17 protein-coding genes and 1 pseudogene are annotated in these 21,650 nt (G+C 71.8%); 12 read left to right on the top strand and 6 right to left on the bottom strand.

Annotated elements, in window-relative coordinates:
• Nucleotides 1–24 precede the first annotated feature (24 nt).
• Both ABZ671_RS06770 and ABZ671_RS06765 read left to right on the top strand, forming a co-directional pair.
• Entirely contained in the window at nt 25–1,143 is a 1,119-nt protein-coding gene (locus ABZ671_RS06770) for a GuaB3 family IMP dehydrogenase-related protein (protein ID WP_357852377.1), read from the top strand.
• A 162-nt stretch (nt 1,144–1,305) separates the two neighbouring features.
• Complete coding sequence (locus ABZ671_RS06765; protein WP_357852610.1) at nt 1,306–2,661, top strand: M1 family metallopeptidase; 1,356 nt, start codon at nt 1,306–1,308, stop codon at nt 2,659–2,661.
• A 27-nt stretch (nt 2,662–2,688) separates the two neighbouring features.
• Here the strand turns inward: ABZ671_RS06765 and ABZ671_RS06760 are convergent, their stop codons facing one another.
• Nucleotides 2,689–3,804: an LCP family protein gene (locus ABZ671_RS06760; RefSeq protein WP_357852374.1), complete on the bottom strand. Its 1,116-nt coding sequence runs from the start codon at nt 3,802–3,804 to the stop codon at nt 2,689–2,691.
• A 136-nt stretch (nt 3,805–3,940) separates the two neighbouring features.
• Between ABZ671_RS06760 and ABZ671_RS06755 the strand changes: the two genes are divergently transcribed.
• On the top strand, nt 3,941–5,635 hold the full coding sequence (locus ABZ671_RS06755; RefSeq protein WP_357852371.1) for a GMC family oxidoreductase: 1,695 nt from the start codon (nt 3,941–3,943) through the stop codon (nt 5,633–5,635).
• Between the two features lie 106 nt (nt 5,636–5,741).
• Nucleotides 5,742–7,295: a glutamine-hydrolyzing GMP synthase gene (gene guaA / locus ABZ671_RS06750; protein WP_357852368.1), complete on the top strand. Its 1,554-nt coding sequence runs from the start codon at nt 5,742–5,744 to the stop codon at nt 7,293–7,295.
• 7 nt (nt 7,296–7,302) lie between these two features.
• Here the strand turns inward: guaA and ABZ671_RS06745 are convergent, their stop codons facing one another.
• Nucleotides 7,303–7,596 (bottom strand): PspC domain-containing protein, encoded by a 294-nt coding sequence (locus ABZ671_RS06745; protein ID WP_357852365.1) that lies wholly within the window; start codon nt 7,594–7,596, stop codon nt 7,303–7,305.
• A gap of 144 nt (nt 7,597–7,740) precedes the next feature.
• On the opposite strand from ABZ671_RS06745, the gene ABZ671_RS06740 reads away from it, so the two are divergent.
• The 3 genes from ABZ671_RS06740 (at nt 7,741) to ABZ671_RS06730 (ending at nt 10,959) form a co-directional block, all read left to right on the top strand.
• Nucleotides 7,741–8,688, top strand: coding sequence for an NUDIX domain-containing protein (locus ABZ671_RS06740; RefSeq protein WP_357852362.1), 948 nt, complete (start codon nt 7,741–7,743; stop codon nt 8,686–8,688).
• A gap of 104 nt (nt 8,689–8,792) precedes the next feature.
• On the top strand, nt 8,793–9,704 hold the full coding sequence (locus tag ABZ671_RS06735; protein ID WP_357852607.1) for an NUDIX domain-containing protein: 912 nt from the start codon (nt 8,793–8,795) through the stop codon (nt 9,702–9,704).
• Nucleotides 9,705–10,050: 346 nt separating this feature from the next.
• Nucleotides 10,051–10,959: a CDP-alcohol phosphatidyltransferase family protein gene (locus ABZ671_RS06730; protein WP_357852360.1), complete on the top strand. Its 909-nt coding sequence runs from the start codon at nt 10,051–10,053 to the stop codon at nt 10,957–10,959.
• 57 nt (nt 10,960–11,016) lie between these two features.
• Here the strand turns inward: ABZ671_RS06730 and ABZ671_RS06725 are convergent, their stop codons facing one another.
• The 3 genes and pseudogenes from ABZ671_RS06725 to ABZ671_RS06715 form a co-directional block, all read right to left on the bottom strand.
• Entirely contained in the window at nt 11,017–12,264 is a 1,248-nt protein-coding gene (locus ABZ671_RS06725) for a phosphatidylserine decarboxylase (RefSeq protein ID WP_357852357.1), read from the bottom strand.
• Nucleotides 12,265–12,672: 408 nt separating this feature from the next.
• A pseudogene (locus tag ABZ671_RS06720) lies at nt 12,673–12,852 on the bottom strand (hypothetical protein); the annotation flags it as partial.
• Nucleotides 12,849–14,573 (bottom strand): PspC domain-containing protein, encoded by a 1,725-nt coding sequence (locus tag ABZ671_RS06715; RefSeq protein WP_357852354.1) that lies wholly within the window; start codon nt 14,571–14,573, stop codon nt 12,849–12,851. The pseudogene ABZ671_RS06720 and the gene ABZ671_RS06715, both read right to left, overlap by 4 nt.
• A 200-nt stretch (nt 14,574–14,773) precedes the next feature.
• On the opposite strand from ABZ671_RS06715, the gene ABZ671_RS06710 reads away from it, so the two are divergent.
• Both ABZ671_RS06710 and ABZ671_RS06705 read left to right on the top strand, forming a co-directional pair.
• The gene (locus ABZ671_RS06710) at nt 14,774–16,015 is read left to right on the top strand and encodes a PspC domain-containing protein (RefSeq protein ID WP_357852351.1); all 1,242 of its coding nucleotides are present in this window, start codon (nt 14,774–14,776) and stop codon (nt 16,013–16,015) included.
• 2 nt (nt 16,016–16,017) lie between these two features.
• The gene (locus ABZ671_RS06705; RefSeq protein WP_357541342.1) at nt 16,018–16,698 is read left to right on the top strand and encodes a response regulator transcription factor; all 681 of its coding nucleotides are present in this window, start codon (nt 16,018–16,020) and stop codon (nt 16,696–16,698) included.
• 14 nt (nt 16,699–16,712) lie between these two features.
• Here ABZ671_RS06705 and ABZ671_RS06700 read toward each other — a convergent pair whose 3' ends face one another.
• Nucleotides 16,713–17,447 carry a PIG-L deacetylase family protein gene (locus ABZ671_RS06700; RefSeq protein ID WP_357852347.1) on the bottom strand — a complete coding sequence of 245 codons (735 nt, stop codon included), beginning with the start codon at nt 17,445–17,447 and terminating at the stop codon, nt 16,713–16,715.
• 423 nt (nt 17,448–17,870) lie between these two features.
• Here ABZ671_RS06700 and ABZ671_RS06695 point away from each other — a divergent pair, with 423 nt between their 5' ends.
• From ABZ671_RS06695 to ABZ671_RS06685, 3 genes are all read left to right on the top strand, one after another.
• Nucleotides 17,871–19,505 (top strand): ABC transporter substrate-binding protein, encoded by a 1,635-nt coding sequence (locus tag ABZ671_RS06695; RefSeq protein WP_357852344.1) that lies wholly within the window; start codon nt 17,871–17,873, stop codon nt 19,503–19,505.
• 149 nt (nt 19,506–19,654) lie between these two features.
• On the top strand, nt 19,655–20,581 hold the full coding sequence (locus ABZ671_RS06690; RefSeq protein WP_357852341.1) for an ABC transporter permease: 927 nt from the start codon (nt 19,655–19,657) through the stop codon (nt 20,579–20,581).
• Between the two features lie 72 nt (nt 20,582–20,653).
• The gene (locus ABZ671_RS06685; RefSeq protein WP_357852339.1) at nt 20,654–21,634 is read left to right on the top strand and encodes an ABC transporter permease; all 981 of its coding nucleotides are present in this window, start codon (nt 20,654–20,656) and stop codon (nt 21,632–21,634) included.
• Nucleotides 21,635–21,650: the final 16 nt, after the last annotated feature.

The raw sequence follows: 21,650 nt of genomic DNA, 5'->3' as shown, positions 1-21,650 counted from the left end.
CACCCCCAACCACCTGGAGTTCCCATGCGTGACGTGGTCGAGATCGGGCTGGGCAAGACCGCGCAGCGCGGCTACCACCTGGACGACATCGCCATCGTGCCGAGCCGCCGCACCCGGGACGTCGACGACGTCTCCACCGCGTGGCAGCTCGACGCGTACCAGTTCGGCATCCCCTGCGTCGGGCACCCGTCCGACGCGACGATGAGCCCCGCCTCGGCGGTGCGGCTCGGCCAGCTCGGCGGCCTCGGCGTGCTCAACGTCGAGGGCCTCTGGACCCGCTACGAGAACCCGACCAAGGTGCTGGAGGAGCTGGCCGACCTGGACGAGGAGGCCCGGACCACCAAGCGCCTCCAGGAGGTCTACGCCGAGCCGATCCGCCCCGACCTGATCGCCGAGCGGGTCCGCGAGCTGCGGGCCGGTGGCGGCACGGTGGCCGTCCGGGTCTCCCCGCAGCACACCCTCGCGCTCGCCCCGGTGATCCTCGACGCCGGCGTGGACATCCTGGTCATCCAGGGCACCATCGTCTCCGCCGAGCACGTCTCCACCACCGACGAGCCGTTGAACCTCAAGGAGTTCATCGCCGACCTCGACCTGCCGGTCATCGTCGGCGGCTGCACCGACTACAAGACCGCGCTGCACCTCATGCGGACCGGCGCGGCCGGCGTGATCGTCGGGATCGGCGGCGACGACTGGTCGACCACCGAGTCGGTGCTCGGCATCCGGGTGCCGATGGCCACCGCCATCGCCGACGCCGCCGCGGCCCGCCGCGACTACCTGGACGAGACCGGCGGTCGGTACGTGCACCTGATCGCCGACGGAGACATCCAGACCTCCGGCGACATCGCCAAGGCGCTCGGCTGCGGCGCCGACGCGGTGATGCTCGGCGAGCCGCTCGCGGTCTGCGAGGAGGCCCCGGCCGGCGGCGCCTGGTGGCACTCGGCCGCCAGCCACCCGTCCCTGCCCCGAGGCGCGTTTGAGGTGGCCGGCGAGCCGCTCGGCAAGATGGAGAAGCTCCTCTTCGGTCCGGCCGACGAGCCGTACGGCCAGCTCAACCTCTTCGGCGGCCTCCGCCGCGCGATGGCCAAATGCGGCTACCGCGACCTCAAAGAGTTCCAAAAAGTAGCCCTAATCCTCGACCGCTGACCCCTCTTCGCCCGCCGATCATGGAGTTGTGGCTCCCGGATTGCCCCGTATTTCCGGTTTGTAATCCACCACGACCCCATGATCGACGCTGCTGGCGGCTAGGCTCGGCGCGTGGCTTGGGGGCGGCGGTGGGGTGCGGTGGGGGTGGGCGTTGCGGTGGGGGTGGGCGTTGCGGTGGGGGTGGGCGGGTGCACTGACGAGGGTGGCGGCGGGGGGTTCCGGGCTGGGGCGGTGGACGTCGGTGATCCGTATGTGCCGGGGGCCGGCAACGGTGGCTACGACGTCGACCACTACGCGCTGAAGGTCCGCTACGACCCGACCGGCAAGCGGCTCACCGGCCAGGCCACCGTCACCGTCACCGCCACCGCCGCTCTGTCCCGGTTCGACCTCGACCTCGCCGGCCTCACCGTCGACCGGGTGCTCGTCGACGCCGCCGTGGCGAAACACCGGCGTGCCGGCAACGAGCTGGTGATCACCCCGGCGCACGGCCTGCCGGCGGGCAAACGGTTCGTCGTCGAGGTGTCGTACGGCGGCGTGCCGCAACCGCTGCACAGCGACGAGCTCGGCGACGGCGGCTTCCAGACCACGACGGACGGCGCGATCGCCCTCGGTCAGCCCGAGTCGGCGAGCACCTGGTTCCCGGTCAACGACCACCCCTCCGACAAGGCCACCTACGACATCGAGGTGACCGTTCCGGACGGGCTCGCCGCGCTGAGCAACGGGGTGCCGAAGGGACAGTCCACGAAGGATGGCTGGACTACCTGGCGCTGGTCCGAGGGCACACCGATGGCCAGCTACCTGACCACGTTGGTGATCGGCGACTACCGCGTGTCGACCGGCACGCACGCCGGGAAACCGCTGGTCACCGCGGTCGCCGCCGAGCTGCCGGCGGATGGGCCGGCCGCCGCCGCGCTGGCGCGCACCGGCGAGATCGCCGACTTCCTGGCCGACCGGTTCGGGCCGTACCCGTTCGACGCGTACGGCGGGATCGCGGTCGCCGACGAGCGCATCCGGTACGCGCTGGAGACCCAGACCCGGCCGGTCTACGGTCCGGCCTTCTTCCGGGGCGACCGGCCGAACACCGTGGTGGTCGCGCACGAGCTGGCCCACCAGTGGTTCGGGGACAGCGTCTCGCTGGCCCGGTGGAGCGACATCTGGCTCAACGAGGGCTTCGCCACGTACGCGGAATGGCTCTGGACCGAGCACGACGGCGGCCGCAGCGTGGCGCAGGCCTTCGCCGAGCGGTACGCGGCGACCGACTGGACGAAACCGTCCGTCAACCCGGGGCGCGGAGCCATGTTCGGCCCGGCGGTCTACCAGCGCGGCGCGCTCGCCGTGCACGCGCTGCGCCGCGCGGTCGGCGACGAGACCTTCTTCCGGATCCTGCGCGGCTGGCTGGCCGAGCGGCGGGACGGCACCGCCACGACCGCCGACTTCGTCGCGTACGCCGAGCGGATCGCCGGACGGCCGCTGGGCCCGCTGTTCGACGCCTGGCTGAGCGGCGCTACCCCGCCGTAAGCAGGGGCCCCCTACTAACACCTTGGCTCAGGTCTTCACCCGCAGCTTCGGGTGCGCGGCGAGGAAGGAATCGGCGGTGCCGTCGCGCAGCGCGGCGAGGAACTGCCGGCCCACGGGCAGGAGCTGCTCGCCCTGGTAGGAGCCGCCGCTGCTGACCGCGTCGCCGGGAAGCCCGACCAGGACGAAGGCGTCCGCGTCCAACCCGCCCAGGGCGTACGCGAATTCCACCAGCTGGCGCCCGCCGCCGGCGTACACCAGGGTGTCGCCGAGAGCGTCCGTCACCTGCTCGACCCGCGCCGGGTCCCGGGCCAGCCCCTGGTCGAGGATGCCGCGGGCCAGCGCCCGGATCAGCTGCTGCTGGTGCCGCTGCCGGGTGTAGTCGCCGCCGGCGGTGTAGCGCTGCCGGGCGTAGTCCAACGCCTGCCAGCCGGTCAGGTGGCGCTCGCCCTTCTCGTAGACCATCTGCGGTCCGGTGTAGTTGTCGCCGACCCGGTCCCGGTACCGCCCGTCGGGCCGGCGGTGAATCGACGCGACCCGCTGGTCGACATAGAGGTCCACGCCGCCGAGGGTGTCGACCAGCTTGTCGAAGCCGTTGAAGGTGAGCACCGCGCCGGCGTCGAGGCGCAGCCCGGTGTAGCGGCTGACCGTGGTGCGCACCAGCTCGTACCCCTGCGCGGCGCTCGGGTGGCCCTTGTCGCCGGGCACCCGGCTGCCGTAGCTCATCGCGTGGGTCAGCTTGGTGCGGCCGCCGGGGTAGCCGGACTTCGGGTAGGCCGGGATGTCCACCACCAGGTCGCGGGGGAGTGAGAAGAGGTACGCCCGGTCCAGCCCGGCCGGCACGTGCAGGATGAGCACCGCGTCGGCGTGCGGTTCCCAGCCCGGCACGCTGACCCGGGTGTCCACCCCGACGAGCAGCAGGTTGAGCGGGCCGGTGAGGTCGGCTCCCGGCGGTGGGGTGGGGCTGGGGGTCGGGGCGGCGGGCGTGGCGGTGGACGGCGTGGGCGTGGCCGGGCCGGTGCCCGAGTCGGGGGTCGGGCGGGAGATCAGCCGGGTGGTCACCACCGCCCCGGCGGCGACCAGCAGCACCGCCGCCAGAGCCGCCAGCACCAGCGGCCAACGTCGTCTCGGCCTCGTGCCGGTCATGGTGGTCCCCTTCTCCCGGTACCGCGTCATGGTGCACCGGAGGCGGGTGCATCCGGAGCCGTTCCGTCAGGCGCTCTGCATGATCTGCGACGAACTGTCACTGGCGCTATGGCTACCCGTCGGTAATGATGCGTTCATGCGGTACGACGTGGTCGTCATCGGGTCCGGCTTCGGCGGCAGCGTCACCGCGCTCCGGTTGGCCGAGAAGGGCTACACGGTCGGCCTCCTGGAGGCGGGCCGACGCTTCGCCGACGACGAGTTTCCGGAGACATCCTGGCGGGTCCGGCGATTTCTGTGGGCCCCGAGGCTCGGCTGCTACGGCCTGCAACGGATCGACCTGCTGCGCTCGGCCGCCCGGAAGGCCGGCGGCGCGGTCCTGGTGCTCTCCGGCGCGGGGGTGGGCGGCGGCTCCCTCGTCTACGCGAACACCCTCTACGAGCCCCTCGATGCGTTCTACCACGATCCGCAGTGGCGGGACATCACCGACTGGCGCGACGAACTGGCCCGCCACTACGACCAGGCGAAGCGGATGCTCGGGGTCACCGCGTACCCGATGGTCACCGGGGCGGACCGGGCGATGCGGGCGGTGGCCGAGCGGATGGGGGTGGGGCACACCTTCCACGCCGCCCCCGTCGGCGTGCACATCGGCCGGCCCGGCGAGCGGGCGGCCGACCCGTACTTCGGTGGGGCCGGGCCGGACCGCACCGGGTGCACCCACTGCGGCTCGTGCCTGACCGGATGCCGGCACGGCGCGAAGAACACCCTGGTCAAGAACTACCTCTGGCTGGCCGAGCGGCTGGGCGTGCAGGTGCATCCGCTGACCACGGTGACCGCGGTCCGGCCGGCCACCGGCGGCGGGTACGCGGTGCACACCGAGCGCACCGGTGCCTGGCTGCGCCGGCACCGTCAGGTGATCCACGCCGACCAGGTGGTCTTCGCGGCCGGCGCGTTGGGCACCCAGCGGCTGCTGCACCGGATGCGGGCCAGCGGGGCGCTGCCCGGGCTCTCGCCCCGTCTCGGCGAGCTGACCCGGACCAACTCGGAGGCGGTCCTCGGCGCCTCGGTCGGCGGCCGGCAGGCGCGGCGACGCGGGCTCGACTTCACCGACGGGGTGGCGATCACCAGCTCGTTCCACCCGGACCCGCAGACCCACATCGAGCCGGTTCGCTACGGCCGAGGCTCGAACGCGATGGGCCTGCTGCAGTCGCTGCTGGTCGACGGCGGCCCGCGCCGGGTCCGGCGCTGGTTGGGCAGCATCGTCCGGCAGCCCGGGCTCGCCGCCCGGATGCTCTCCGTCCGCCGCTGGTCCGAGCGGACCGTGATCGCCCTGGTCATGCAGTCGGCGGACAACTCGCTCACCACCCGGCTCCGCCGGGGCGTGTTCGGCCGGCGGCTGGTCTCCGGCCCCGGGCCCGGCGCGCCCATCCCGACCTGGATCCCGGCCGGCAACCAGGCCGTCCGGCTGCTCGCCGAGGAGATCGGCGGTACGCCCGGCGGCGCGCTCACCGAGCCGTTCGACATCCCGATGACCGCGCACATCCTCGGCGGGGCGGTGATCGGGGCCACCCCCGAGCGCGGGGTGATCGACCCGTACCACCGGGTCTACGGCCACCCGGGGCTGCACGTGGTGGACGGCGCGGCGGTCTCGGCGAACCTCGGGGTCAACCCGTCGTTGACCATCACCGCGCAGGCCGAGCGGGCCATGTCGTTCTGGCCCAACAAGGGGGAGGCGGATCCCCGCCCGCCGTCCGGCTCGGCGTACCGCAGGCTGGACCCGGTCGCCCCGCGCCACCCCGCCGTCCCCGCCCACGCCCCCGCCGCCCTGCGGTAAGGAGGGGCCCCTGTTAACGCCTCCGGTAGAGCAGGGGCCCCCTGTTAACAACCTGGCAGCCGGGGCGCGTCCGAACCGCCGGTGACTGTCGGTAGGCTTTCTGCACATGAGCACGCCTCGCCCCGTCCTCGTGGTGGACTTCGGAGCCCAGTACGCCCAGCTCATCGCGCGCCGCGTACGCGAGGCGAGGGTCTATTCGGAGATCGTCCCGCACTCCATGCCGGTCGCCGAGATGCTGGCGAAGAACCCTGCCGCGATCATCCTGTCCGGCGGCCCGGCCAGCGTCTACGCCCCGGAGGCCCCGCAGGTCGACGCCGGCATGTTCGACGCCGGGGTGCCGGTTTTCGGCATCTGTTACGGCTTCCAGGCGATGGCCCAGGCGCTCGGCGGCACCGTGTCCAGGACCGGCAACCGGGAGTACGGCGGTACCCCGCTGCACGCCCGTGCCGAGGCCGGCGTCCTGCTTCGCGATCTTCCGGACGACCTGCCGGTCTGGATGAGCCACGGCGACTGCGTCACCGAGGCGCCGGCCGGTTTCGCGGTCACCGCCGAGTCCGCGGGCGCGCCGGTCGCCGCGTTCGAGGATCTGGCCGGGCGGCGGGCCGGCGTGCAGTTCCACCCGGAGGTCGGGCACACCGCGCACGGGCAGGAGATGCTCACCCGCTTCCTCTACGACATCGCCGGCATCGAGCCGACCTGGACGCCCGAGAACATCATCGACGAGCAGGTCGCCCGGATCCGCGAGCAGGTCGGCGACAAGGAGGTCATCTGTGGCCTGAGCGGCGGCGTCGACTCGGCGGTCGCGGCGGCACTGGTGCACAAGGCTGTCGGTGACCAGCTCACCTGCGTCTTCGTCGACCACGGTCTGCTGCGCGCCGGTGAGGCCGAGCAGGTGGAGAAGGACTACGTGGCGGCCACCGGCATCAAGCTCAAGGTGGTCGACGCCCGGGAGCGCTTCCTCGGGGCGCTGGCCGGGGTCACCGACCCCGAGCAGAAGCGCAAGATCATTGGTCGGGAGTTCATCCGGGTCTTCGAGGCCGCCGCCCGGGAGATCGCCGCGCACGGCGACGTCGAGTTCCTGGTGCAGGGCACCCTGTACCCGGACGTGGTGGAGTCCGGCGGCGGCACCGGCACCGCCAACATCAAGAGCCACCACAACGTCGGTGGCCTGCCGGAGGACCTGAAGTTCGCCCTGGTCGAGCCGCTGCGCACGCTCTTCAAGGACGAGGTCCGCACGCTCGGCCTGCAGCTGGGGCTGCCCGAGGCGATGGTCTGGCGGCACCCGTTCCCGGGCCCGGGCCTGGCCATCCGGATCATCGGCGCGGTCGACGAGGAACGGCTCGCGGTGCTCCGCAAGGCTGACCTGATCGCCCGGCAGGAGCTCTCCGTCGCCGGCCTGGACCGGGATGTCTGGCAGTTCCCGGTGGTGCTCCTGGCCGACGTGCGCAGCGTCGGGGTGCAGGGCGACGGGCGCACGTACGGCCACCCCGTGGTGCTGCGCCCGGTCTCCAGCGAGGACGCGATGACCGCCGACTGGTCCCGGCTGCCCTACGAGGTGATCGCCCGGATCTCCACCCGGATCACCAACGAGGTCGCCGAGGTCAACCGGGTGGTCGTGGACGTAACCAGCAAGCCGCCGGGCACCATCGAGTGGGAGTGACCCCGCCTCACGTGGCGGGCGGCGTCGGCGGCGTGGGCGGCCAGCCCGGGGTGGTGCCCGGCGCGTGCGGCCAGGCGGCGGCGCCGGCCGGCTCCTCCGGCATCAGGAACCACATGACCAGGTACGCCAGCGCGGCGAGCCCGGCGCTGAACAGCGTGGCGACGGCGAAGCCGACCCGGACCAGGGTGGGGTCGACGGCGAAGTAGCGGCCGAGGCCGCTGGCCACGCCGGCCACCATCCGGTCGGTGACGGGCCGACGGAGCTGCCTGTACGGGGCCTGGAAGGGGCTCTGGTAGGTCATGGCTCAACGGTCCCGCGTCCGGCGGCTGAAAACCTCGGTGACCGCCCGGACTATTACCCTGACCAATCCCTGATACGCCAGACCAGAGTCAGGAATCCGACTCTTCTCGATGGCCGTAACCGGGCCGGGGGAGAATTCGACCCCGTGACCACCACGCTGGAGCCGCTTCGCAGGATCGCGGCATACGCAGTTTGTGCTGATTCAGACGACCGAGTGTTGCTGGTCCGCGCATCGGCGCGCTCCGGCACACCGGGCACCTGGTCGCTGCCCGGCGGGGCGGTCGACCACGGTGAGGACCCGAACCACACCGTCGTCCGGGAAACCGCGGCGGAGACCGGCCTCTCGGTGGCCGTATCCGGGCTCCGGGACGTGATCGCCGACATGCGGTCCCTGCCCGAGCGCGGCATCACCATCCACACCGACCGCCTGCTCTACCAGGTCTTGGTACGGGGCGGGACGCTGACCGACCGGGAGGGCCGGCCGACCGACCTGGCCCGCTGGGTCACCCTCGACGAGGCCCGGGAGCTGCCGCTGCGCTCGTTCACCGCGCGGGCCCTGGGCCTCTCCTCCGCCACGGCCGACATCGTGCCGGAGGAGGTTCCGGAGTTTCCCTCGTTCTACGCGGTCCCCGGCCCCGACGGGCTCCATCGCGCGCAGCGCTTCGCCGCGTACGCGGTGGTGACCGATCCGGAGGAGCGGGTGCTGCTCACCCGGGTCTCCGACGGCTATCCCGGTGCCGGCTGCTGGCACCTGCCGGGCGGCGGCACCGACTACGGCGAGCAGCCGGGCGCGGCGCTGATCCGCGAGCTGGTGGAGGAGACCGGGCAGAACGGCCGCCTGGTCGAGCTGCTCGGCGTCGCCAGCCACCGGGACGCCGCCTCGCTCGGCCCGGAGGGCTACCCGATCGACTGGCACGGCGTACGCGCCTTCTACCGGGTGGTCGTCGACCAGCCGGCCCCGCCCACGGTGGTCGACGTGGGCGGCTCGACCTGCGAGGCCCGCTGGTTCCGCCGCGAGGAGCTCAACGCCCTCCCGACGGACCGCCTCACCGAGGTGACCGCCGAAGCCGTCCAGGCCGCCCAACTCATCTGACCCGCCCCTCTCCGGATGATCATGAGGTTGACGTGCGGTAGGTCCTTCTCCGTGGCGCTAACCTCATGATCGACGGGGTAGCGGCGATGCGGGGAGTGGTGCGGGTGGAGGAGCGGCGGCGGGTCGGGGCGTACGGGGTGCTGCGGAACGGGTTCGGGCGGGTGCTGTTGGCCCGGGGGTCGGCCGGGTGTCCGTATCCGGGGGTGTGGCAGTTGCCTGGTGGCGGCATCAAGCACGCGGAGCATCCCGAGACCGCAGTGGTCCGCGAGTTCGCCGAGGAGACCGGGCTGGACGTCGCAGTGACCACGATCCGGGCCGCCGTCGCCGACGTGGCCGTCTTCGGGGACGCGGGCGTCGCGCTGCACACCGACCGACTGGTCTTCGACGTCGAGGGGCGCGGCGGCACACTCCGCCCCGAGCCGGCCGGCGGCAGCGACGAGCTGGGCTGGTTCACGCCGGACGAGGCGGCGGGCCGGCCGCTGATGCCATTCACCGCCGAGCTGCTCGGGATTCCCGTCTCTCCCCTGCCGGCCGACCTGCCCCGAGCCCTGCCACCCGCCCCGGCCACCCCCACCGTCGACCGGCGGCAGCGTTTCGCCGCGTACGGGCTGGTCACCGATCCGGCCGGGCGGGTGCTGCTCACGATGATCGCCGACGGGTATCCGGGGGCCGGGAGGTGGCATCTGCCCGGCGGCGGCACCGATCACGGCGAGCAACCGGCGGCCGGGCTGCTGCGCGAGCTGGTGGAGGAGGCCGGCCAGCTCGGCCGGGTGGTCGACCTGCTGGCGGTCGACAATTTGCACAATCCCGCCGCGCTCGGTCCCGAGGGGCGACCGCTGGACTGGCACGGGGTCCGGGTGATCTATCGGGTACGCGTCGACAACCCGACCGAGGCGGTGGTGACCGAACTCGCCGGCGGCTCCACCGCGGCGGCCGCCTGGTTCGCTCCAGAGCAGATCGACAGTCTGCTGATGACCGACGTGGCGGCCCTGGCCACCGGGCATCGAAGCGGATGAGACCCACTCGTTCGGTCGAGGCGGCGGCCTCCGGTACAGTCGAAGGTCGGGGTTGGGCCGAACGAAACGGGCGATGACGCCCGAGATGAGAATAAGTGAGCGGTTCGCGCGGTTAAGTCAGTTACAAGTAGCGCTGACAACTATCGCCAAGCCCCCGTCCCCTGTGCAATGGTGTACTCCCGTAAATGGGCTGCCGGGCCGGAATGGTCCGGCACGAGACAGCCGGACACCCGCCCCAGGGGCGGCTAGCCGATCCGGTGATGGAGGAAACGTGCCGAGAGCCCTTTGGCGCCGGCGTCGTACGACTGACAGTCCGCGTCCCGCAGGGCGCCGCTGGGCGGGCGGTTTGCGCCGCAGCAGCACGTTCGCCCGTCAGGTGCTGCTGGTTCGGGTGGGCCGCCGGGATGGCGGTGCCACCCCCGCGACCGACATGGTCGCCCCCGATCAGCGCCGCACCGACCGCCAGCGCCGGCGCTACGGTCGACTCGACCCGGAGGCCGAGGCGGTGCTGCCGGTCAGCCCGGCACTCGCCCCCGCGGCGGCCGACGAGGCGCCGGCGATGTCGATCCCGCTTCTGCCGGGCGCCCGCACCGCCGCCCGCCGGGCCAAGTTCGCCCTGGTCAACGCCGCCACCCTGAGCAGCCTGCTGCTGGGCATGCTGGCGATCTTTCTGGCCATGCGGGGCGAGGTCCGGTCGGCGGCGCTCTGCCTCATCGCCTGCGTCGTGTTCGACGGCCTGGACGGCGCGCTGGCCCGCAAGCTCGGTGTGGCCAGCCCGTTCGGCGCTCAGATGGACTCGCTGGCCGACATGTGCTCGTTCGGCATCGCCGCCCCGGTGGTGGTCTACGCCTCACTGGCCGGCTCGGTCCGGCCGGCCGCCGCCGCTGTCGCCTGCGCCCTGGTCGCGGCCTGCGCCGCGATCCGGCTCGCCCGGTTCAACGTCTCGCCGAAGGATGGGCGGTTCTTCTGCGGCGTACCGACCACCATGGCGGCGGCTGTGCTGGCCCTGACCGTGGCGATCGGGCTGCCGGTCCCCGGCCTGGTGCTGGTCGCCGGGGTGGCGCTGCTCGCCTTCGCCATGGTCTCCAGCTTCCCGTACGCGAAGCTCGCCCGGCTGGTGAAGCTGCCGGCGTGGCTCTGGCTGGCTCCGGTGGTCGGCGCGCTGATCGACATCCGGCTCACCTTCGCCCTCGTGGTGGTGGGCTATCTGGTCAGCGGCCCGGTGCTGTGGCTGCACCAGCGCCGTACCGCCTGACCCGTTCCACGAAGAAAGGGGCGCCGCGACGAGCGGCGCCCCTTTCCCATGCCGAGGTCAGCTCCAGCGGGCGATCACGGTCGAGCCGCCGACCACCTTGTCGCCGGGGCCGACCAGCGGCTCGGCGGCCTCCGCCGGCAGGTAGACATCGGTACGCGAGCCGAACCGGATCAGGCCGAAGCGCTCGCCCCGGGCGAGCAGCGCGCCGACCGGCGCCCGCTGCACGATCCGCCGGGCGATCAGACCGGTACGCTGCGCCACCACCACCGTGCCGTGCTCGGTGTCGAGCACCGTGTAGGCCGCCACGTTGTGCTCGGCGCCCGGCTTCATCGCGTTGACGAATCCGCCGTCCGCGACGAAGTAGTCGACCACCTTGCCGGCCACCGGGGAGCGGTTGACGTGCACGTCCAGCACGGAGAGGAAGACGGCGATCCGCAGCCACTCGCCGTCGCCGAAACGCTCGTCGTGCAGCCGCTGCACCGAGAGGACCTGGCCGTCCGCCGCGGCGACCACGGCCGCCGGGCCCTCCGGGACATCCCGCTCCGGGTCCCGGAAGAACGCGGCCACCGGCGCGGCGGCCAGCGCCGGCAGCAACCAGAGCTTCGACTTCGGCCGGGCCATCCGGACCAGCGCGGCCAGGCCGAGGCTGATCCCGGCTGCGGCCACGCCGTTGGAGTCGATGTGCATGCTCCGGGTCAACGGCACGCTCGACGGTCGGTAGGCGGGCGCGAGCCGGGCGGCAAGCCCGACGGGCACCGGGGTGAAGCGGAGGTGGTGCACCCGTACCGGCGGAGAGTTGCGCAGCACCAGGTCGGTGCGAACACCGTGCAGCAGGCCTTGCCGCTCCAGCTCGGCACCGGCGCCCTCGCTGCGGAAGATCGGCGCGGCGAGGCTCAGCACGCCGCCCTCGGTGAGGTGTTTCGCCAGCCCGTCGACGGCCGCGCGGGCCTCGTCGGCGGTGCCGCCGAAGGGTTCGGCGGCGATGACCACATCGGCGGCGTCCGCCTCGGCGAGGGTGTCGTCGACGCGTACCCGGTCGGCGACCCAGCGGCCCTGAGCCGCCACGTGCTCGCGCAGCGCGGTCGGGGTGCACCCCTCCGCCGGCACGACGGTGAGCCGGTCGTCGGGGAGCAGCGCGTCGATCGCGGCGGCCAGCACCGCGGACTCCGGGGTCGCGCCGACCAGCAGGGCGGCCTTCGAATCGTTACGCCGGGCGAATTCGGCGACGAGGGTACGGGCGGCGCGCTCGCCGACGCGGACCGGGCCGGACGGGCCGGGGGTGCGTACGGCGGGGGACTGGGTCATGTCGGACGGGCTCCTGACGAGATAGCGACGGGACGCGGCGGAACCGCCACGGCGACCTGGCCGGCCGGGGTCGCGGACGGCGCCCGGTGACCGGCAGCGCCGGGCGCCACGGGGTGGGCCGGCTGGCGGAGGCGAGATCTCCGCCAGCCAGCATATGCGCCGTCGCCAGTGCCCCGCACCGTCGTGGTCAGCCGTTCACCGCTCGTCACGGCCGGGTTCGTCCCCGTCGGTAGGCGGGCCGCTGGTCGTGCCCCGGCCAGCCGGCCACTCGGGACCGTCGACGGGATCGGTGGCCCATTCGTCGGTGTCCGACGCGCTGGGCCCGCCGCTGGTCGGGGTGCCGCTCGTTGACGGTGCGGCGACGGTGGCCGTCGACCCGGGGCCGGTCGGCGCCGGGTCGGAGGGCCCTGCCGACCGCAGCGCGCCGACCAGGCTCAGCAGCCCGACCAGGATGAGCGCGCCAGCCACGAACCAGCCCACCGGTGGCAGGACGAGCTCGAGGATCCGGGCGAGCAGCCACCACACGGCGAGGGCGACGAAGACCAGCCCGAAGGCGAACGACACGACGTCGGTGCGGTGGGCCTTCACCGGGTCACCTCCAGTTCTCCGGCGTTGACGTGGATGAGCAGTCGGAGGGTGCCCCCGCCCCGGCCGTCCGGTCCGAGATCGGTGGTCTCCCAACTAGCGTTGTTGAGGCCGCTGGAACGCTTGCCGAAGACGGTGGCGTCCCCGGCGTTCACACTGGCGACGGTGGTGACGTCGACCTCCGGCGGCAGGTACACCGTCAGCTTGCCGAGGTTGATCTCCACGGTGACCTGGGTGTCCTTCTGGTCGAAGTCCACCGCGCGCAGGTCGAGGACGGCGTCTCCGAAGTTCTTCTTGTAGCGGACGGCCAGGGACTGGTAGTCGGGCGGTGCCCAGGTGACGGTGCCGTTGATCCCGCCGACCCGGTCGTAGGACTCGGCCACCGTGGCGATGCCGAGCGCCGCCGCGATGACCAGGCCGAGCGCGATCAGCCAGCGGGCCCGGCCGAACCAGGTGCCCACCAGCAGCCCGACCCCGATGGTGGCCAGCGCCGCGGCGAAGTACCCGGCCGCCCCGATCGGGAAGACGTGCAGCAGGTCGAGCACGGCCACCACGCCGAGCGCCAGGAAGATCAGTGAGAAGGTGATCGCGCCGAGCGCGGAGCGTTCCTTCGGCCGCTTCGGCACCCGGGCCGGAGCCGGCGGTGCCGGTGGGTACGGCCCGGCGTACGGGCCGTGCGGCGCGAAGGGCGGCCGGTACCCGCCGGGCGGCAGGGACGCACCCATCGGCGGGGGGGACGGCACGGAGATCGGTGACCCGAGCGGACCGGTGGTGGGCGGGTTCGGCCAAGCCGGCTGCTGCCCGGCCAAGGTCTCGGTGGTAGTCGGCTCAGCGGGTATCCGGGCGGTCTGCTCCGAGCCCAGGGCAATTGGCTGCGTGCCCGGTTCGGGGCCGTACCCGGCGGCCGGCTGGGCCGGATTCGACCAGGCCGCGCGCGGCGCGGGTGGCACGGCGCCGGACCAGACCGACCCGGTGGCGGTGCCGGTCGTCGGCCAGACCGGCGGGGTGGCCGTGCCGACGGGAGTCCCGCCCCAGCCTGCCGCGGCGCTCGCCGGCCCGGCCGTATCGGACATCGGGCCGCCGCCGGTCCCGCTGGTGGCGGTCGCCGGCCAGGCCGTCGGCGGCACCGGACCCGAGGCCGGGCCGGCCCCGGCGGGCTGCCGGTCCGCCGCGGCCCGCGGCTGGCGATTGAGCAACAGCGCGCCGCCGATCAGGATCACCGCCCCGAGCAGGATTGCCCGGAGGGCATCGGTGACGATGTAGCCGAAGCCGATCGCGACCACGATGCTGAGCACGATCACGGTGGTCGGAGACATGCTCGACCGGCCTCGGCCGAGCATCGACTCCACCGGGGAGGCGCTGTCTCCCTCGCCGGGAATGATCAACCAGGCGGTGAGGTAGACCAGGATGCCGATGCCCCCGAAGAAGCCCAGCACGGCAAGGAGCACCCGCCACAGCACCGGGTCGGTGTTGGTGGCCCGGCCGATGGCGGCGCAGACGCCGGCCAGGTAGCGGCCGTCGCGGGGGCGGACCAGGCCGTACCGGGAGGTGAAGCCGGCACCGGTCGGCGGTGGGGTGTACCCGGGGGGCGGTCCGCCGAACGGCGCGGAGCCGGCGGTCGGCGCGCCCGGCGGCGGCCCGGCCGGGCCGGGCGGTGGGGGTGGTGGTGGCGCGTCCTGTGACGCCGCCCCGGGCCGGGGCGGAGGGACAGCTTCCTCGGTCATGCCTACGATCCTGCTGCGCGCGCCGCCCGAACGTCCTCCGGTGGGGACCCTGACGCCACCCTGAGATTCGGTGCCCCTCGAATGTCGGGGACGTCCCGATGGCCGGCTGCGGTGCGGCCGTGTGACGATCGAAGCGGCGCCGGCGCGGCTGGCCGCCATTACCGTCCGCCCGACCCGGGGAGTCTCTCATCAGCAGCACCGTGACCCCGCATCCGCCGCGGCTCTACCGGGCCACCGAGCACCGGTTGGCCGCGGGGGTGGCCGCCGGCATCGCCGAGCACCTCGGCATCTCGGTGCTCCGCGTTCGGATCGCCTTCATGGTGCTGCTCGGGCTGAACGGTCTCGGGTTGCTGCTGTACGCCGCCTTCTGGGCGGTCGTTCCGCCCCGCCCGGGCGACACCGCCGCCCCGCCCCGCCGTGACCTCGGCCAACTTCTGCCCTTCGTGGCGATCGGGCTGGGCGTGTTGCTGGTGCAGATGATGGCCTTCCACTCGGTCGGCGCGGCTGGCACCGCCGGCTGGTTGGTCGCGATCATCGCGGTCGGCGCCGGTGTGATCTGGCACCAGTCCGCGCCGGAGCGCCGCCAGCAGCGGAGCGGGCCGATGGCGGTGCCGTGGCTGGGCGCGGTGGTGGAGGAGAGCGACCGACGCTCGTTCGTGCTGCGCTTCGTCGGCGGCGGGGTGCTCGTCGCCGTCGGCATCATCGGTGTGGCCGCGGTCTACTCGCCGGTGCAGAACTTTGACGCCGTGCTCAACGGCGTGATCTTCGCGCTGGTCGGCTTGGCCGGGGTCGGCGTGGTGATGGGGCCGGTCCTCTGGCGTACCTGGAACCAGCTGCGCTCGGAGCGCGAGGGGCGTATCCGGGAGCAGGAACGCGCCGAGCTGGCGGCGATGGTGCACGACCAGGTGCTGCACACGCTCGCCCTGATCCAGCGCAACGCCAGCGACACAAAGACCGTGCAACGGCTGGCCCGGGGCCAGGAGCGGTCGTTGCGGAACTGGCTCTACAAGCCGACCGCCTCGCCGACGGAGCGGTTCGCCGCCGCCCTGGAGCAGGCCGCCGCCGAGGTGGAGGACACCTTCGCCATCACCGTCGAGGCGGTGGTGGTCGGCGACCGGGACACCGATGAGCGGGTGGGCGCGCTGGTCGCCGCCGCCCGGGAGGCGTTGGTCAACGCGGCGCGGCACGCCGGGGTGCAGACGGTGTCGCTCTACGCCGAGGTGGAGGCGCACCAGGTCAGCGTCTTCGTGCGGGACCGAGGGAAGGGCTTCGACCCGGCTACGGTGGAGGATCACCGGCACGGCGTCCGGGGCTCGATCATCGGGCGCATGAGGCGGCACGGCGGTCGGGCCGAGATCCGGTCCGGGCCGGGAGAGGGGACCGAGGTCCGGCTGATCCTGCCGATCAGCGGCTCCGGCTCCAACGCGGAAAGGGACAGGTGACCATGGCCGAGCAGGGACCGGTCGAGGCAGCGGCGCCCCGGGACGGGCGACTGCGGGTGTTCCTCGTCGACGACCACGCCATGTTCCGGGCGGGCGTACGCGCCGAGCTCGGCGGGCACGTCGAGGTGGTGGGCGAGGCCAGCACGGTGGCCGAGGCGGTCAGCCGGATCGCGGCGACCCAGCCCGACGTGGTGCTGCTCGACGTGCACATGCCGGACGGCGGCGGCCGGGCGGTGCTGGAGGCGATGCGGCGTACCCACCCGCAGGTGCGGTTCCTGGCGTTGAGCGTCTCCGACGCGGCCGAGGACGTGATCGGGCTGATCCGGGCCGGTGCCCGGGGCTACGTCACCAAGACCATTTCCCCGGACGAGTTGACCGACGCCATCCGCCGGGTGGCCGACGGGGACGCGGTGTTCAGCCCCCGGCTGGCCGGGTTCGTGCTGGACGCGTTCGCGGCCCGGCCGGACGCGCCGGTCTCCGACCCGGAGCTGGACCAGCTCACCAACCGCGAGCGGGAGGTGCTTCGGCTGCTGGCCCGGGGGTACGCGTACAAGGAGATCGCCAAGGAGCTGTTCATCTCGATCAAGACGGTCGAGACGCACGTCTCCAACGTGCTGCGCAAGCTCCAGATGTCCAACCGGTATGAGTTGTCCCGCTGGGCGGCCGACCGTCGGCTGGTCTGATCGCCCGCTCCGGTTCACTCGGTGCGTAGCACGGTGAACGCCTCGGCCAGCCGCCCGGCGGGCAGCCCGGCGTTGCTGGCGATCGTGCCGAGCAGGTTGTGCACCCAGGTCTCGACGTCCAGGTGCGCGGTCTGCGAGTGGTGGGCCCGCATCGCGGCGATCTTCCGGTCGACCCGGTCGGTCACGTCGACGACGTGGTCCGGCGCGGGGCCGCCCGCGTACCAGATCTCGCGGACCACCCACGGCTCCAGGCCCTCGGCGAGTAGCTCGGGGAAGGCGAAGCGGTTGCGCGAGTCGGGATAGACCGCGCAGGTGGTGGCCTCGCCGACGGCCAGGTGGTCGGGGTGGCTCGGACCGGTGAGGATCTCCCAGCGGCGTAGCGGGGAGCTGGTGAGGACCCGGTCCGGCCGGAACCGGCGGATCGCGGCGGCGATCTGGCGGCGCAGCTCCGGACCGGGGGCGAGCAGGCCGTCGGGGTGGCCGTCGAGGAAGTCGACCCGGTGTACGCCGACCGCGGCGGCCGCCGCCCGCTGCTCCGCCTCGCGCCGGGCGGGCAGCTCGTCGCGCGGGGTGTTGTCGAACCCGCCGGAGTCGCCCCGGGTCACGATCAGGTACGCCACGTCGATTCCCTCGTCCACCCAGCCGGCAACTGTGCCCGCGCAGCCGAAGTCGACATCGTCCGGATGGGCAAATACGGCCAGGGCCCGACGGGCGTCGGGGAGCACCGGAGCCGAGGCGGGGAAGCTCACAGCCATCGAGCCTACGCGGGGTGCGTGACCGTGTCTTACCTGTTCAGAGTGGTACGACCCGCCCCTATCACGATCTTTTCTCAAGTATCGGCAACGTGGCAACCAACTAACGGCTTGATAACGGCACCTTCACGGAACGGGCCGGTGAGTGTCACAGTGGCAGCACCTCACCCCTGGTGTATGGCACCTCGTCGGGCCTGCCGAACACGCGATGTCGCCTCGATGTGACGTCGAGTGTTGGCCGGCCCTGCATGGTGTTGTGCGCTCTGGTGCGGTGCCCGGCGGAACGGCGCCCCTGGGGTGTGCCGACTTCCACTGCGGTAAACCGCCGAACTGTGGTTCGGGTCGGCGGTCGGTGGCACACCCCCAAGACGTGCGTGAAACTCACGACGGAACCAGGTTAGAAAGAGGAGGCCCCTCGGAATGAGAGTCTCGAAGCGGGCGAGCAGCGCGCTCGCGGTGGGCGCGGCATTCGCGCTCGTCGCGTCCGGCTGCTCCAACGGTGGCGGCAACGGCGACGACACCAGCGCCAGCAAGGACGGCGCGATCACCATCGGTGGCACCCAGCCGCAGAACCCCCTGGTTCCGGCGAACACCACCGAGACCGGTGGCGGCAGGATCATCGACTACCTGTGGACCGCCCTGGTCGAGTACCCGAACAACGGTGGCGCTCCGCAGAACGCCCTTGCCGAGTCGATCGAAACCAACGACTCCAAGGTCTTCACCATCAAGATCAAGCCGAACACCAAGTTCCACGACGGCACCACCGTCAAGGCCGAGAACTTCGTCAAGGCCTGGAACTGGGGGGCGTACGGCCCGAACGGTGCGCAGGGCGCGAGCTTCTTCGCCGACATCCAGGGCTTCGACGACGTCTACTCTGAGCCGGAGAAGGAAGGCGACCCGATCCCGGAGCCGAAGGCCAAGGAGATGTCCGGCCTCAAGGTCGTCGACGACTGGACCTTCGAGGTCACCCTCAACGCGCCGACCTCGGTGTTCCCGACCAAGCTCGGCTACAGCGCCTTCGTGCCGCTGCCGGACGCCTTCTTCACCGAGGGCGCGGAGAAGTTCGGCCGGAACCCGATCGGTAACGGCCCGGTCAGCTTCGTCTCGTGGACTGACGACGTCGACATCAAGCTCACCCGCTTCGACGACTACAGCCTGCGCAACAAGATGAAGATCAAGGACGTCACCGTCAAGATCTACCAGGACGACGTGGCGGAGTACAACGACCTGGTCTCCGGCAACATCGACTTCATGCAGCAGGTCCCGGTCTCCATGCTGGCCGGTGACAAGTGGAAGAGCGACCTGGGCGAGCGGGCGATCCCCAGCGTCACCCCGGCGACGGGCATCATCGCCTTCCCGTTCTACGACAAGCGCTTCAACGACCCGAAGCTGCGCCGGGCGATCTCGCTCTCCATCGACCGGAAGGCGATCACCGAGAAGATCTTCTTCGGTAACCGCACGCCGGCCGACAGCTGGGCCAACCCGCTGACCCCGGGCGCCGAGCCGGGCAACTGCACCGCCTGCAAGTACGACCCGGAGGAGGCCAAGCGGCTCTTCAAGGAGTCCATCGGCTTCACCGGCAAGCTGACCCTGTCGTACAACGGCGACGCCAGCCACAAGGAGTGGATGGAGGCCGTCGCCCAGCAGATCAAGACCAACCTGGGTATCGACGCCGTCGCCGTCGCCGTGCCGACCTTCGCGGTCTTCCGCCAGAACATCACCGCCCACAAGATGACCGGTGCCTACCGGGCCGGCTGGCAGCAGGACTACCCCGACGTCGAGAACTGGATCATGCCGCTCTACGTGACCGGTGGTTCCTCGAACGACGGCCAGTACAGCAACCCTGAGGTCGACGCCCTCGCCAAGGCGGCCGTGGCGGCCCCCAGCATCGAGGAGTCGCACAAGAAGTTCGCTGAGGCTGTCAAGATCATCGACCAGGACGTTCCGTCGATGCCGATCTACTTCCAGGGCCAGCAGTCCGGCCACTCGGAGAAGATCAAGAAGATGGAGCTGACCAACGTCGGCGAGCTCGACATCACCACCGTCGAGCTCTGATCCGAACGGTCTGACCCCGGGCCGGGCTCGCCTACCGGTGGGCCCGGCCCGGGGCCGTTCCGCGAGAGGGTGTACAACATAAATCCCCTCGCACGTTGTCGCCACCGTGTCGGCCGTCCGACGCGCGCCCCTGTCTGGAGGACCACCCCATGGGCCGTTATCTCTTGAGACGGCTGCTGCAACTCGTGCCGGTGTTCATCGGCACGACGTTCCTGATCTATTGGCTCGTCTGGTCGGTGCCCGGCGACCCGTTCGCCGGCAAGTGTGGCGACCGCGCCTGCCCGCCCAACTACGTCGCGATGATGACTGAGAAGTACCATCTCAACGATTCGATCTGGGTGCAGTACGCCAGCTACATGAAGAACCTTTTCCAGGGTGATTTCGGCGCCACGTTCGGTGGCCGGCCGATCAGCGACATCATCGCGACGTCGTACCCCAACACCCTGAAGCTGGCGGTGGTCGCGCTCGCCATCGAGGCTCTCATCGGTCTCGGCGCGGGCGTCCTGACCGGTCTCCGGCGCAACGGCTTCCTGGACAACCTGGTCCTGGTCTCCACCCTCTTCCTGATCGCGCTGCCGGTCTTCGTCATCGGCTTCGTGACCCAGTGGTTCTTCGGCGTCAAGTGGGGCATCGTCACCCCCACCGTCTCCGCCGAGATGCGGATCCCCGAGCTGATCCTGCCGGGCTTCGTGCTCGGCAGCGCCTCGATGGCGTACATCGCCCGGGTGGCCCGCACCAGCATCGCGGAGAACCGCCGTGCCGACTACGTCCGGACCGCCATCGCCAAGGGGCTCCCCATGCGCCGGGTGGTGGGCGTGCACCTGCTGCGCAACTCGCTCATCCCGGTCGTCACCCTGCTCGGGACCGACCTCGGTGCCCTGATGGGTGGCGCGATCGTGACCGAGGGCATCTTCGGCATCAACGGCATCGGCCGGCAGGTGCTGCGCGCCATCGTGACCAAGGAGAGCGCTACCGTTGTCGGCATCGTGGTGATCCTGGTGCTCGTCTACCTGCTGATGAACCTGCTGGTGGACCTGCTCTACGCCGCCCTGGACCCGAGGATCCGCTATGAGTGAGCGCAGCGAACGAATCATCAACGCAGTGCGCGTGGGCAATCAGGCCCGCGCTGAGCGAAGCGAGGTGCCGGCATGAGTGACCCGAGTGCCGCGTCGCTGGTCAACACCCCCCGCGCCGAGCAGCCGGCCGAGGCCGGCGCCCCGGTCGACGCCGGGCTGCCGGAGAGCGCGCAGAAGCAGCAGAAGCCGCGCGGCCTGCTCGGCGACGCCTGGCTCGACCTGCGCCGCAAGCCGCTGTTCTGGATCTCCGCCGGGTTCATCCTGCTCTTCGTGCTGATGGCGGCCTTCCCGTCGCTGTTCACCTCCGGAGACCCGGTGAACGGCTCGCTCGACAACAGCCAGGTGCGGCCGTCGGCCGACGCCTGGTTCGGCTACGACCTGCAGGGTCGGGACGTCTACGCCCGCACGATCTACGGCGCCCGCGCCTCGATCGTGGTGGCCCTGCTCTCCGTGGTCGGCACCCTGCTGATCGGCGGGACCATGGGCATCATCGCCGGCTTCCGCGGCGGCTGGGTGGACGCGCTGCTCTCCCGGGTCGCGGACATCTTCTTCGGCCTGCCCTTCGTGCTCGGCTCGATCGTCATCCTGACCACCTTCAACGGGGCCGGGACGGACAACAGCGAGTGGGCGATCATGGGCCTGGTGACCATGTCGCTGACCGTGCTGAGCTGGCCGGTCGTGATGCGGCTGATGCGCTCCTCGGTGCTGGCCACCAAGGAGGCCGACTACATCGTCGCGGCCCGGGCGCTGGGTGCCGGCACCGGCCGGATCATCCTCAAGCATCTGCTGCCGAACTGCCTGGCCCCGCTGCTGGTCTACGGCACGATCCTGGTCGGCTCCTTCATCGGCGCCGAGGCCACGCTGTCCTTCCTGGGCATCGGCCTGAAGCACCCGGTCGTGTCCTGGGGAATCATGATCAGTGAATCGCAGAACCTGCTCCGGGTCTCGCCCTATCTGCTCTTCTTCCCCGCCGCGTTCCTCGTCACGGCCGTGCTGAGCTTCGTCATGCTCGGCGAGACGGTTCGCGAGGCCCTCGACCCGAAGCTTCGATAGGGGAACTGAGTTGTCC

Origin of the sequence: Micromonospora sp. NPDC006766 (assembly GCF_040636055.1) — a bacterium.
Lineage (GTDB): Bacteria > Actinomycetota > Actinomycetes > Mycobacteriales > Micromonosporaceae > Micromonospora.
This window is presented reverse-complemented; position numbering and strand designations above follow the sequence as displayed.